The organism is Acinetobacter sp. AG3, from assembly GCF_022343575.1.
Classification (GTDB): Bacteria; Pseudomonadota; Gammaproteobacteria; order Pseudomonadales; family Moraxellaceae; genus Acinetobacter; species Acinetobacter guillouiae.
Map to the genome: position 1 here is coordinate 2,639,008 of NZ_JAKQZD010000001.1, position 13,453 is coordinate 2,652,460.

Below are 13,453 nucleotides of genomic sequence, written 5' to 3' on the forward strand. Positions count from 1 at the left end.
TTATGATTTTTTTAAAAATGTAATTTAATGATTAAATGTAAATGTTTCAGTAATACCCCCATTTTTAATTGATTTAATGAGTAGAAAACCAAAGTCCTTATAGTTGTTTAAATTTAGGTGGTTTACCATCAACTGACATATGTGGTCGTTCATGATTATAAAAGTGTTGCCATGCAGTTGTATAGTCTTGGACATCTTCAAGTTCTCGAAATAAATATTGATTCAAACATTCATATCGAACTGTCCGATTGAAGCGTTCTACATAAGCATTCTGCTGTGGATTACCAGGTTGGGTAAATACATGTTCAATTTCATGTTGAGTACACCAGGCCTGCATTAAATCACTAATGTACTCTGGCCCATTATCACTACGTATACGCTTTGGCTTACCTCGCCATGCGATTAATTGATCTAGTCCCCTGAGTACTCGTTGAGCTGGCAAAGAAAAATCAACCAATATATCTAGTGACTCACGGTTATAGTCATCAATAACATTGTGAATTCGGTAACTGCGACCATCACTGAGTTGGTCATGCATAAAGTCCATTGACCACGATTCATTCGGTGTTGATGGCACTGCGAGTGATTCAGGCTTTATTCGCTTAATGCGTTTGTTTGGTTTAATTCGTAGGTTAAGCTCAAGCTCCTTATAAATTCGATAAACACGTTTGTGGTTCCATAGATAGCCTTTGACATTACGTAGGTACAAAAAGCAAAGCTGGAAGCCCCAAGTCTTATTCTCATTGGTGAGCTTAAGCAGCCATTCTGCGATGATCTTATTTTGCTCGTCTAATTGAGCTGTATATCGATAGCAGGTTTGACTGACTTGGAATATGAGACAGGCCTTACTTACTGAGATCTTAAATTGCTCAACGGCTCGCTGAGCAAGAGCTTTACGTTGTGTTGACCTTATAACTTTTTTGACAGTGCATCCTGAAGAATATCTGCTTTAAGGCGTTCGTCAGCATACATACGCTTCAGACGAGCATTTTCAGCTTCTAATTCTTTAAGTCGCGTCATCATGGAAATATCCATACCGCCATATTTCGCTTTCCATTTATAAAATGTAGCGGAACTCATGCCATGTTCACGACACAGATTAGGAACAGGGGTTCCTGATTCGGCTTGCTTCAAAATACTCATGATTAGGCTGTCTGAATATTTAGATGTTTTCATAGAAAATCTCCTTCAACAAGATTATTCGATTTTCTACTTTTAACTTCAATTATTTTTAGGGGGGGATTACCATACTTGGTCAAAAGTTATTTGGCGGCACTGTAACCGCACTAAAGCTTGAAAAGCGAAAACTGGTATCAGTGTCAGATCTAGTAACTAAATATGGCTTCTCTGACGAAACCATACGCAATAAGCTTGCTGTAATTAATCAAGGCACCAACCGCAAGCATATGTACGATCCCGAAGTGGCCGATGCTCTACTTAAAAAGCAAACTCGACGACATGGACCTAAATGCATCAATTGAAAAATGCCCGCTTTAAGCGGGCATTAAACTAGTTTATATACTTTAACTACAAGCTCTCGAAAAATTTTTTAACTTTAGGAGTTTGCTCTGTTTCTTTAAAAAGCTTACGTACATCCGTTATCATTTGGTTAAATGGTAAGTTTTGAGAATGAGGATTATAGAAATCTTCAGGTAAACAACTGATGGTTTCAAAAGTTTGTTTTACTTTATCTGTAAAAGTGATATGTACAAACATATTGATACATAAAAAAGAAATATGTTTATTATCTATTTTGTCTAAAATTACTGGAGCAGAAAATGCAGGAAACTCATGATTACCCGAATGGAAGAAAATTACCATATCAACTGGAAACTTTTGATCAGGGTTCTTTAAATAGTTCTCAATCCGGAGAATTAGATCATCACTAAAATCAACTGGTGATAGATAATGCTGACGAATCATAATACTCAAAACGAAGTATTTGACTGTATCTAAATCGACTTTTTCTAATAAGCCACCCGATAAATTTACTTTAAAGTCATTACTAGAATCACTATATCGACAACTTAATTTATTAATTTCTCTACTGTCAAGCTGATCAATTTTTCTTAGAAAAAGGTTAAAATCACGTTCTTTTACCTGAAATAAATCCTCACACTTACCGCACAATAGATATTCTTTCCATTGTTTATTACTAATAATCAACTTATCTGTTTTTTTATCATGTTGAATCATATTCATTTTTTTTTGATGCAAAAACTTATAAAGCTGCTTAGGTAAAATATGGCTATCTTCAAGAATATCAACGTCATTTTTACATAACGGACATTTCTTTTTTTCAATTACTTCAATTTTCTCATCAATAGTACTCATACCACACCTTGCTAAGTAATTTATTTTCATAAAGTTATGTGAGTAAAAATTATAACACAATCTTTCTACAGATTTAAATGCATCAACCAAATCTTTTGCATCCGGGTTGTAATAAGTATTCACCAAGACATCAATTTTCTTATGGCCAGTAATTTTTGCAAGTACTTGCACTGGCAACTTTCTAATACGAACCATGCGAGTAATGGCTTCATGACGTGTATCATGGAAATGAAGATTATTCAACCCTACTTCTGCCTTGCGTTTTCCCACATTAAACGAAATGCATTCTCTGACTGGGGAATGACACGATGACCATCATGCTTAATCAGATCCAGCAATGCCCTAGCTTCTTCAGAAAGCGGAACATTTCTAGCTTCACCATTTTTAGTAGCTGGCAGATGAACATAACCCAGTTTTATGTCTATCTTATTCATTGCCAGAATTTTCCCACGTCTCATTGCTGTTTCTATCGCAAATAAGAAACCCCAAGCAACGTAATGATGTGGATATACTGGCTCACAACCCCTTTCGTATTCCATAACATTTAGAATTAAGTCAATTTCGGATGGATGTATTTTGCGATTTCGTGCGGCTGGCTTAGATGGTTTACTAATCAAAAACCAAGGGTTTTCTTCCAGAAGAAATAATTCCTTTTGAGCGTAAGAAAATATTGTACTGTAATGTGAGATTTCTTTAAGAATTGTATTTTCATCAACCTCCTTCATTTGCTTATTTCGCCAAGCTGTCAAATCTTTAGGAGTTATGTCATATATTGATTTTTGGGCCAAAGCTCCAAATTTATTTTCAAAATTCTTATATTGACCTGCAATCCAAGCCCGTGAACTATTTGATTTATTGTGCTGGCCAACATCTTTATAATATTTTGTATTGAGGTCCCGAAATAGAAACTTTGGTTTCACTTCGCCAGACTCAATTCTAGATTGAGAATTTAATTCTAATAATTTTAATGCTGCCCATTGCTCACATTCTTTCACAGTGTCTCTTGTGCAGTAGTATCTTTTATTTTCATATGAAACCGTAATAGTATACGTTTCACCACGTTTTCTTGGCGTTGGGAGCTTCATTTTTGTCGCAAATGGCATTGAAATATTGCCATTTTTTACCAATAATTCCAACTCTGCCAACTATTAAATGCGACAAATAGGCAAAAAAAAGACCTATAAGCTTTTGAATCGCTTATAAGTCTTTAAAAATCTTGGTAGGTATATCCAGACTCGAACTGGAGACCTCTACGATGTCAACGTAAGTACACTTCATGTAATTCAATTACTTATATCTAATTGGCGCCCTTGTTTCGCCCATTATTTTTGTTACAAAAAACTATTCCTTTAAATACAAATCTTTCTCTTTTTTTCGAAAATTTTCAGACTGATTTTGTTGATAGTTGGAAAGAAATAAAATGAAAGACTGGCTTTACTTCTACATTAAACACGTTTTACAAATTGGTGTACCTTTCAAGAAATATAAAGGCTATGGTGTGTATAAAGGATATTTAAGACCAGAGTTAAAACAGTATTCCAAGCAACTAGGTATTGATTTACAGACACCACTTAGGAAGAACATGAAAGATCATCGTTCTAAAGAAGCCATGGGATTGTTGATGAAAGCTCGACGAAAGATTGAAACTGTGATTGGTCAATTGACAGATCGGTTCCACATTTAAAGCGTTAGAGCAAAAGATCTATGGCATTTATCACATCGTGTAACACGTAAAATTTTATCGCATACGATAGCTGTTGTTTTAAATAAAAGCTTGGGGCACTCGCCAATACAGCTTGAAAAACTTATTGTAAGTTGAGATTCGCGTAAATTATAAAATAAAGTTGAGATTGGCATGATAATATATTTTATTAATCAATATGTTATTTTAATGTTGAATTACATAAGTACTAAATGGCATTGATGTACAGATGCCATCTAGGATTAGTTTATAGCGCTCATTTTTAAAAGACTACTAGCGCTTAGCAAACATTAAATAATGCATGTTATTTGATTTTTTTAATCAATCTCTAGCCGTCTAATTAAAGTTTCCATAAAGATATCAATGTATTTATTGACATCATCTTTGAACATTAAATACTGCAAGGCTAGTCCATAGCTCAAAGACATTAGCTCTAAGACAATCCTTTCTAATTGACCTACTTGTGAGATTGTATGGATAGGCGCCAGTTTTTCTAAAATTATGCTTACTTCTCTATAGTGCTGATGCCAAAGTTGTTGATACTGCGCTGCAAAATCTTGATCACGTGTAGCATAGAGTTGTAACTCTATGGATACTTTTAACCATTGGTCATGACTAAAAAATGTGGCTAGCCAGTTTCGTAACGTTGCTGTGAGTTGCAGTTTTGACTCGGATGACTCGGCTAATAAGTGCTGTAATTGTTGGTTTTCTTGAGCAAACTGAATTCGCATCAGTTCTAATAAAAGTTGTTCCTTACTCTCAAAATTCGAGTAGAACGCACCTTGGCTATAACCCGCAAATTTTGCGATGTGTCGGATCGATACGGCGTTATAACCTTGTTCAGAAATTAAAGTAAACGCTGCATCAATTAAATGTTGTCGTGTTTGAGTCTGTTTTTCATCTCTTGATAAAGGCATAACGCTTTGAACCCTGTCCTAAATATCTATCAATGATAATTTCAAATATCACTTGATATCTTAGTTTTAATTGGGTTATTTTGCGAATAATATTTCAAATATCATTTGATATCTGAATTTGTAGGCAGAGTGAAAATATGGATTCAATTTTGAAAAAAATCTTAGTAATAAATGCGCACCCTTCAGCTACCAGCTTTAATCAAGCCTTAACGCAGCGTTACGTTGAGCAGGCCATCGCATTAGGAGGCTCAGTAGATATCATTGAAATTGGGCAACTAAATTTTGATCCTAATCTGAGATATGGCTATCAGAAAAGAATGACAATTGAGCCAGATTTATTAGCGGCTTGGGAAAAGATACAATCTGCTGATCATCTAGTTTGGATTTTTCCAGTGTGGTGGGGTGGGTTACCTGCGTTCGCAAAAGGATTTATAGACCGTCTGTTTTTACCGAGTCAAGCCTTTAGCTATCGTGAAAATAGCAGTCGTGTAATAGGACATTTGCAGAGCAAGTCGGCACGTATTATTACCACCTTAGATCAACCAGGTTGGTTTTATCGTTGGTACTATGGCGAACCAAGTACCCGTCAGCTTAAAAAGGCAACTTTGCAGTTTTGCGGTATTCAGAAAGTAAAAGTCAATTACGTGGGTACAGTACGAGGATCAACCGAAAAGCAACGTGAAAATTGGTTGCAGCAGGTCGCTAAGTGGGCAGCGCAGGATAATCGCAAAATTAAATCATAAGTCATCTCATACAAATCAAGGGCATTTAAAAAGCCATTTAAATAAAAACCAGTTGAGGAAATTGCATTGGCTGTTGCAGTTGATAGGCGATACTCATAATTGACTGGGCAGTTTTTATGTTCTGATAGACATAGCTTCCCAAATCAGGATGCTTAACAATGCTAAAGCCCTCAACCGAGGGCTTTTACAATTGAGCTATGCTTAGTCTTACAATCATTATATTTTGCAATTGTATCTATAATTCATGGTACTGGCATTCAACCATGATAGGATTGGTAAATAACCAACCATTTCGGTGCGTTTTCAATCAAAATAAAACAAGATATATTGAACTTGACCATTGGAGAGAGTGGTCAATTACAATAAAGAAATACAAGATTTGCCTGTATCCTGCAGGCATTTTTTAAATAATTTTAGTCATATACAATAGTTTAATTTACCCGTATAAAGAAATTCCTTCACTTAAGCTGAGCTTCCTAATGGAATCTTTAAGATTGTTTTATGTCAGTAAGTTAGTTAGTCAAAACACTGACCTTAAAAAAACTTTGATGAACATACTCAACGAGGCTATTGATTTCAATTACAAGCACGAAGTTAAAGGTGTTTTATACTATGGTCATGGATACTTTGTTCAATGTTTGGAAGGTAAAAAATCTGTTATTGATAACTTGTTTTATAATAAGATTTTAAAAGATAGTCGCCATGTAAATTGTGAGATACTTTATTATATTCAATGTGATATTAACTTTTTCAGCCAATGGAGTATGAAATTTTTACCTGTTAATAAGAAAATTACAGAATTTTTTATGACAAACCATTTAGACGAATTTAATCCATATCTCTTAACTGCTGAGACTACAGTAGATTTTGTTTCGTTATTAGCTGGCGAACCAGAGATAGATATAAATGAATATTCTGAATAAGATTTAACTTATAAAGTGCTCACTCAGAGGGCTATATATATTCGAAAATCTAACTCGGAGTATGAGTTGAGAAAAATTTATTCTGATTGAATTTATTTTTCTCAAGCTGTTAAATGTAAGATATTAATTTTTCATTTTTGACACTTTATTTTATAAACCAATATTATGCTGTATCTATGAATAATAAATTTTATCATTATCATTGATACTTACCACCATAAACACAAATTCTTTATAATTTATTTTTTGATTGATTGAGACATTATCAAGCTCATCCCACAACTCAAAGAAAAAAAATTCAGATGTTTCTGAGTAGATCCAAACCGAAAATTCATTTATCTCCTTTGTAAAAGAATTGAAGATTATATCTTTTTTCTTAACAATTTTATGTAATTTAAATTCCGCATCCTGTAGAACCAATTGATATATATTCAAAAGATACTGCCTTTTAGATTCAAAATACAGAAGTGGTCCCACATGTTTGAACAACTAAAAGCTTATTTATAAGTGATACTCTGCTCTAGTTAAGCTACCTTATTTTGTTGTGGTAGCTGGTCATAGTAAAACTCATCTGGAGTCATTTTGTCCAGACTCGAATGAGGTCGTTTCAAATTATAAAATTCAAAATATGCGTTTAATTGCTTCTTCGCATCCAAAACATTGCTGTAGGCTTTGAGATACACCTCTTCATATTTAACGCTCCGCCATAATCGTTCAACCATCACATTATCAACCCATCGACCTTTACCATCCATGCTGATTTGGATGTCATTTGATTTCAATACATCAATAAATGCATCACTGGTAAACTGACTGCCTTGGTCTGTATTAAATATTTCAGGTCGACCATATTTTTCAATAGCTTCATTTAATGTTTCTATGCAAAATGTAACCTCCATACTAATCGATACTCTATGCGCAAGTACCTTGCGGCTATGCCAATCAATCACAGCACATAAATAAACAAAGCCTTTTGCCATAGGGATATACGTTATATCCGTAGACCACACTTGATTACTGCGCTGAATAGCCAATCCTTTGAGCAGATATGGATATTTGCGGTGAGCTTGATTAGCCTGGCTTAAATTTGGTTTGCAATATAACGCATTAATGCCCATTTTCTTCATTAAAGTACGTGTATGACGTCGTCCTATATGATGTCCTTGACGATTCAACAAATCACGCATCATACGGCTACCTGCAAAAGGGTATTGCATATGTAACTCATCCATACACCGCATCAGCTTCAGATCTGATGCACTCACAGGTTTTGGGCGATAGTAATAACAACCACGGGAGACTTTCAGCAGCTGAGCTTGCTTAGATACTGAAATCTGAAGTGAGTCATCGATTAACTTTTGTGGTTGAAGCGGCCCAGTTTCTTCAACACACCTTCTAAAAAATCAATTTCTAATGCCTGCTCACCGATTTTTGCATGTAGTTTTTTTAGATCGATGGGTGGTTCTGTTGGAGCTTTTGATTGATCGAAAGCTTGCGAGGAAGCTGAAATCAGTTGATTTTTCCAGTCGATAATTTGGTTTTGATGAACATCAAATTCAGCACTCAATTCAGCAAGTGTTTTTTCTGCTTTAATCGCAGCAAGTGCTACCTTAGCTTTAAAATCATTTGAATGATTTCTTCTTGGTCTACGTGCCATAAAATACTCCATATATTGATGTTTATAACATCATTTGGGGAGCAAAATATCACTTATAAGTGTTGTTCAAATTTCCTGATCCACCTCTTACAATATACACCATTTAAATATTTAATACAGCTTAATTTATTATTATTGATAAATTTCAATGACTTAGATTTTTAATTTTTTACATTCGCTTCTTTTATTTTGATTATACCAGATGGAAATATTGCTTCGGTTAATTAAGACTCGATTATAGAAAGACCAACTGGTTATAAGGTAGATTTTATAGTTAAGTTTATTAATATTGGAATTATATTGCTTAATATGAATTCTATGCTACGTTTGTGCAACTAAGCCTAAAATACCTGAAATTAGGTATATGAAAAAAATTACCTTTTGTTATATTAATAATGCTTTTTAGATTTTTATCATCATAAAAGCTAATTTTATATTTATAGAGCCCTGAATCCATTTCAAACGGGATACATCCGAAAAACCTTACGACAATTACTGGAAAATATTATGCAAAACAAAGACTTAAAACCTATTGGATCTCTATTATCAGAAAATAATAATGCCTATTATGTAGAAGTATGTAGAGATGAAAAACATGAAGATTTATTGAATTCTTCACTATCTGCCATTCAACATACTGTTGATTGGCAGGTAATAAAAGGCAGTAATAAATTTATTAAATGTGATTCAGATACTGTTAACAAGACACATGTTATGGAATATTTATTAAATGACGATGGGAATTTATGGTACTCATACAAACTAAAAGTCAAAGTTAATAAACCTGGTGTTTATTATTTTACAGATGCTACAAATGATAAATATAAATTATCAGTTGAGTTAGAATCGTTTGAGCATGCTTTGAGTTATAACTCAAAACACCCCCAAATTGTTCTGGTAGAATATATAGAATATTAATGAAAAATTAAATCTGACAAAACATCAGACTTAAATACTTTATTATTTATATCTATTTCAAATACATTGAAAATTCAATTGTACATAATGCGAATTAGCCCTCACTCAGAGGGCTTTCACACAAATACCCACACTCACGTTCGTGTTGATAGTGTGGGCTGTACAACCTGAGATTATTAAACTAATTATCTTGAGCTGCATATTTTAGATTCTCAGCGACTCGATTAGTCCACCCTTTGCCATAAGTTGTCCAAGTTTTTAATGATGTATAAAAACTTAAACGCTCAGAAGCCAATAGCAATAGAACATCATTCACTTCTTTAGCTTTTACTGCAGCAATTGTTTTAGGTCCTATAATTCCATCATCTGGAACACCAACCGCTTGTTGCAATTCCTTAATTGCTCGGCTTTTCCCAGCATTTACAGCAAAGTCCCACAACTGAAAAACAATTGCTGGGTGTAATTGATCAGCACCTAATTTCTCCCACCAATCCTTTTTATAGATTGCTTTGGCTTGTTCAATGGTTAGGTTTTTGATGTCTAAATTTGGGTATGTATTTGCAGCAATACCGTATTTAGTGCCTTTAAAAATCCCCTTTCCAACTTTTCCACCCGTCCAATTACCAGGATCATTTCGATCTGTAGAATAACCACCTTCATGGCCAATTAATCGATCAAATGCTTTTTCAAAATTCATTTAAATATCGCTCCAAATGCCTCTTTAACTTCCGAGATGATTTCATTAAAAGATTTGCCTTTTAGAAGCTGTACGGACTGGTAAGCAATACCAATACAAAGCATTCCAAAAATGGCAAAAATCAACATGACAAATCCCTGCGCCATGTGCGTGTAATGCGTTAAGTCGTAATACTCAATAAATGCAGATCCACCATATAAGCTAATGGCCACACTAAAAGTGAACTTCATAATTACGCCCATGGTGATTTTGATACGCCCTTGTGTGTCGATATCCCCCGATAAGGTAAGTGCAAAAATAGCCCCAATTACCGCAGCCATAATTTTAAAAAGCCATGGTAAGCCTTTGATAGAAATTGGATCGTTCACAGTGTTCCCCTGATTTTTGGCAATAAAAAAACACCTTTCGGTGCTATTGATAACAATTGATATTTAGACTTAAAGCTTCATGGCTTTCTGCCAAAGAGAATCCACTTCTTCCTCTTTAAGCTCAAGCAAATTACACATTGCAATAACTGATTCTGATTGACGTTGAAATTCATCTGACTCTGAATATTCGATTTGCAATCGTTTACGAAGTAGTAAATCTGGAATGTTGTCTATAGTTGATTCAACACGATCGAGTAAGTCATTTTCTAACAATGCAAGCTTAAATTGCCGACGAGTTAGCGGTTTAAGCGTACTTAAGAAGATGTCCCTTTTTTCCTCCACTGTTAGAAATTTCTGTGGATTTAAAAGGCGTTCTTTTTCAGCTTTTGTTAAAGGCTTAAATTCATCTGTTATAAGTTCATCTTGTGAACCATCACTTTCAAACCCGTGAATTAAGTTGGTAGTGATATTTCTGTAATATTTCATCTTAATTCTGACCATTTATGAATTGTTGCTGCAGTAACCATATAAGAAGCCCCATTTGGAACTGGATATGTAATCGTTCTCGATAAAGATTCATTTGTGTTTATAAACTGAACACCATTGACTTGATGTGTTAATGCAGTGTTATTACTGCCTGAAGCAGTAATAATCACAGTAATTGTATTTCCTGTGTTATTTGTATAAACAACACCTGAATATTTCGCTCCAGTTACATCATAATAATATTGATTAATACCAATCCCAGTTTGTAAATTGGTTGGGATACTAATATTTCCAGATTCATCAAAAGTTGCGCTACCTGTAATTGCACCAGTAAGAGTTAATGCACCTTGGGGATCAAGTGAACGCCATGCTGTGAAATTACCTGCACCACCCCATGACTGTCTAACTGCTACAGAGCCGTATGCATTTTTTTGATGTGCATAATAGGTTTGATGAATTACACTCCCTTGCCCTCTAACCTCTAAAACTCCATATCCATATAAGTTAGCTATACCTTCACTTGCTACATAATAAAAGCCATCACTCAAAGCATCATTGATAGTAATACCACTAACAGTTCCCAAAAATCGCATAGGCGCAGAAATATTAATGTCATCTGATCCGTCGAAATAACCATCATTGATTCTGCGACGAACTTGTAATTTAGCTGCAAGTGGTGCTGTACCCCCTGTTTCAGTCACGATCCGATCAAAATCTTTTTCAAACCCAAGTCCATCTCTTGCTGTTCTATAAAAAAGTCCACCATTTGAATAACGAGACATGATTTGTAATGCAGGATTAGAACCGCCACCATAAAAATGGATAACTTGAGATGAATCACCATCATTTGTTTTCTGGTATACGCCACTTTTTGAATTCCAAGCGGGATAACTGGTTGATTCACCTGATATGCCTACTGCATAGAATTTTTGATCGTCACGGACTGTAATATCTTGAGAGCCATCAAAGGGCACATTATTAATGGATCGTGGAACTTGAAGTTTTGATGCAGACGGTGCGATACCTTGACCATTACCTGTTCCACCATATTGTACAGATAAGGGTACTGCACCTCTTGATACATCAAAACATCCCCAATTCCCTGCATTAACAAATAAATATCTTCCAGTTGTGTTTTGAAGGATTGCTTCCCCACCTTTTGAAGAAAATGCTTTTGCATACAGCCCATTGGGTACTTGAGTATCACCATTGGCATCCAAAAGAATTAATTCATTTTTAACTGTTGCCCTTGCAACCTCATCACCTAAACCGCCTGAATTGTATTGTCGAACAAAAATAGGTTCTGTACCGTCATCACCTGTTCCAAGTTCTAAGAATCCAGAATTTATTTGATCTGCACCAATACCAATCCAACCAGTATCATTATCACCAGCTATACCTTTGGCGAGATATTTGAAACCAAGTGAAAAAGGTGTAACTCGAATTCCATGTTCAAAACTATTCTGGCCAGTAAAATTTTGATTATCTGTATATGCAATTTCTCTAGGTGTGCCCCAATTATCTGCACCAAAATTATTTTGAAAATGGAAAATACGATGTGTTGTTTTATCTAAGAACAAACCATTCGCTCGGCCACCAGAAACATCGTGATAACCATTGAAAGCTAGAAAATCGCCATATAATGAATCATTGTTATTCCCATACCGAATACCAGAATAACTCGCAAAATAGCAACCCATCCGAGCATTTCCAACTTGAGCTGGAGAAACATTCCTTTGATCTTTTGCTTTAATAGAACCATCTAAGAGTCCAGAAAATTCTGGCGCAGTCACTTTTCCTACAGAATAAAATGTACCGTAATTACTTGCGCCATTTGCATTAATTAAAAAGCGTAAATTTGAATTACTTAGGGTAATACCAAAGCCTGCAGTTTCTTGAGATCCACTTCTTACATTACCAATTTGCCATTCTGACTCATACCATCCAAATGACATGGCGTGAATGATAGATGCTAAATTCTCTGGAGCATTTGTAGTAATTGCACCGGCTTTGTTAATTACGGTTTTAATTGGAGAACTTTCACCAGTATTAATATTAATTTCACCAGTTAATATTCCACCAGATTTATCGAATTTAGCTATGTTTAATAGACGACCTTGATTTGCTGACAATGGTCTTTTAGCATCACTAGAGGTTAAATTATCAATAGAGTCTACAGTCGGTTGCGGGTTTAATTCGCTATATATCTTCTGCCAGCCTGACCACTCAACATAATATGAACGAATGAATTGTTGAGTACCTGCACCATTGTATGTAGTTAACCGTTGGATCACACCTGCAGTCACATCAACTTGAAGCGTGAACGATAATTTAGTCGGACTATTTTTGATGGTTTGAGCGCTTAGATCTAAATCAACAAAATAGCTACCTTGGCTCTGATAGCTATTCAAGTCGGCATTATCTGGAATTCTTACCGCACGATTTAGCTTATAGTCTTGTAAGTATTTACCTTGTCTTGCTGACAGTGGTTTATTTGAAACATCGGTAACGAGATTGTCTACAAGCTCATTATGACGAATATAATCTTCATCAATGATTTGATTAATAGATAGAGAAAGTTTATTAAACAGAAAATTAAACCATTGTCGAGCAGGTTTTAAATTGACTGGAAAGCCTTCTTCTTGATTTAAATTTTCGGTGTTTTTTTGCCCATCTTTGGCAAATTCAGGTAATTTTTCAACTGCCAT

General features: G+C 34.9%; 11 protein-coding genes and 3 pseudogenes. 5 read left to right on the top strand and 9 right to left on the bottom strand.

Features of this window, described 5'->3' with window-relative positions; all coding sequences use genetic code 11:
- Nucleotides 1–97: 97 nt before the first annotated feature.
- Nucleotides 98–1,176, bottom strand: a protein-coding gene (locus L3V46_RS12310) for an IS3 family transposase (RefSeq protein WP_239045818.1) whose coding sequence is annotated in 2 segments (ribosomal slippage) — nucleotides 98–924 and nucleotides 924–1,176 — 1,080 coding nt in all. Because the reading frame shifts where the segments join, the coding sequence is not laid out codon by codon here.
- Nucleotides 1,177–1,241: 65 nt separating this feature from the next.
- Between L3V46_RS12310 and L3V46_RS12315 the strand changes: the two genes are divergently transcribed.
- Complete coding sequence (locus L3V46_RS12315) at nucleotides 1,242–1,481, top strand: DNA-binding protein (protein ID WP_239046773.1); 240 nt, start codon at nucleotides 1,242–1,244, stop codon at nucleotides 1,479–1,481.
- Nucleotides 1,482–2,409: 928 nt separating this feature from the next.
- On the opposite strand, the pseudogene L3V46_RS12320 reads toward L3V46_RS12315, so the two are convergent.
- Nucleotides 2,410–3,419: pseudogene (locus tag L3V46_RS12320) on the bottom strand (site-specific integrase); the annotation flags it as partial.
- Between the two features lie 419 nt (nucleotides 3,420–3,838).
- Here L3V46_RS12320 and L3V46_RS12325 point away from each other — a divergent pair.
- Nucleotides 3,839–4,153: pseudogene (locus L3V46_RS12325) on the top strand (transposase); the annotation flags it as partial.
- Between the two features lie 200 nt (nucleotides 4,154–4,353).
- Here L3V46_RS12325 and L3V46_RS12330 read toward each other — a convergent pair.
- Entirely contained in the window at nucleotides 4,354–4,953 is a 600-nt protein-coding gene (locus L3V46_RS12330; protein WP_239045819.1) for a TetR/AcrR family transcriptional regulator, read from the bottom strand.
- A gap of 149 nt (nucleotides 4,954–5,102) precedes the next feature.
- Here L3V46_RS12330 and L3V46_RS12335 point away from each other — a divergent pair, with 149 nt between their 5' ends.
- Nucleotides 5,103–5,696 carry an NAD(P)H-dependent oxidoreductase gene (locus L3V46_RS12335; protein WP_239045820.1) on the top strand — a complete coding sequence of 198 codons (594 nt, stop codon included), beginning with the start codon at nucleotides 5,103–5,105 and terminating at the stop codon, nucleotides 5,694–5,696.
- A gap of 479 nt (nucleotides 5,697–6,175) precedes the next feature.
- Nucleotides 6,176–6,619, top strand: coding sequence for a BLUF domain-containing protein (locus L3V46_RS12340; RefSeq protein ID WP_239045821.1), 444 nt, complete (start codon nucleotides 6,176–6,178; stop codon nucleotides 6,617–6,619).
- A 524-nt stretch (nucleotides 6,620–7,143) separates the two neighbouring features.
- On the opposite strand, the gene L3V46_RS12350 is transcribed toward L3V46_RS12340, so the two are convergent.
- Nucleotides 7,144–8,276 (bottom strand): IS3 family transposase gene (locus L3V46_RS12350; RefSeq protein WP_225367773.1). Its coding sequence is split into 2 segments (ribosomal slippage): nucleotides 7,144–8,024 and nucleotides 8,024–8,276, totalling 1,134 coding nucleotides; the frame shifts between segments, so codons are not numbered across the junction.
- A gap of 195 nt (nucleotides 8,277–8,471) precedes the next feature.
- Nucleotides 8,472–8,564: pseudogene (locus L3V46_RS12355) on the bottom strand (IS5/IS1182 family transposase); the annotation flags it as partial.
- A gap of 219 nt (nucleotides 8,565–8,783) precedes the next feature.
- Between L3V46_RS12355 and L3V46_RS12360 the strand changes: the two are divergent.
- Entirely contained in the window at nucleotides 8,784–9,194 is a 411-nt protein-coding gene (locus L3V46_RS12360) for a hypothetical protein (RefSeq protein ID WP_239045823.1), read from the top strand.
- Between the two features lie 181 nt (nucleotides 9,195–9,375).
- Here the strand turns inward: L3V46_RS12360 and L3V46_RS12365 are convergent, their stop codons facing one another.
- The 4 genes from L3V46_RS12365 to L3V46_RS12380 form a co-directional block, all read right to left on the bottom strand.
- Nucleotides 9,376–9,891, bottom strand: coding sequence for a glycosyl hydrolase 108 family protein (locus tag L3V46_RS12365; RefSeq protein WP_239045824.1), 516 nt, complete (start codon nucleotides 9,889–9,891; stop codon nucleotides 9,376–9,378).
- Entirely contained in the window at nucleotides 9,888–10,259 is a 372-nt protein-coding gene (locus L3V46_RS12370; RefSeq protein WP_004820924.1) for a hypothetical protein, read from the bottom strand. Before L3V46_RS12370 ends, L3V46_RS12365 begins: the two co-directional genes overlap by 4 nt.
- A 69-nt stretch (nucleotides 10,260–10,328) precedes the next feature.
- Nucleotides 10,329–10,745 carry a hypothetical protein gene (locus tag L3V46_RS12375; RefSeq protein WP_239045825.1) on the bottom strand — a complete coding sequence of 139 codons (417 nt, stop codon included), beginning with the start codon at nucleotides 10,743–10,745 and terminating at the stop codon, nucleotides 10,329–10,331.
- Nucleotides 10,742–13,453 (bottom strand): pyocin knob domain-containing protein, encoded by a 2,712-nt coding sequence (locus L3V46_RS12380; protein ID WP_239045826.1) that lies wholly within the window; start codon nucleotides 13,451–13,453, stop codon nucleotides 10,742–10,744. The genes L3V46_RS12375 and L3V46_RS12380 overlap by 4 nt, the downstream gene beginning before the upstream one ends.

Coding starts and splice junctions, on each gene's coding strand:
- L3V46_RS12330 (WP_239045819.1), bottom strand. CDS start 4,953: ATGCCTTTATCAAGAGATGAAAAACAGACTCAAACACGACAACATTTA.
- L3V46_RS12340 (WP_239045821.1), top strand. CDS start 6,176: ATGGAATCTTTAAGATTGTTTTATGTCAGTAAGTTAGTTAGTCAAAAC.
- L3V46_RS12360 (WP_239045823.1), top strand. CDS start 8,784: ATGCAAAACAAAGACTTAAAACCTATTGGATCTCTATTATCAGAAAAT.
- L3V46_RS12365 (WP_239045824.1), bottom strand. CDS start 9,891: ATGAATTTTGAAAAAGCATTTGATCGATTAATTGGCCATGAAGGTGGT.
- L3V46_RS12375 (WP_239045825.1), bottom strand. CDS start 10,745: ATGAAATATTACAGAAATATCACTACCAACTTAATTCACGGGTTTGAA.
- L3V46_RS12380 (WP_239045826.1), bottom strand. CDS start 13,453: ATGGCAGTTGAAAAATTACCTGAATTTGCCAAAGATGGGCAAAAAAAC.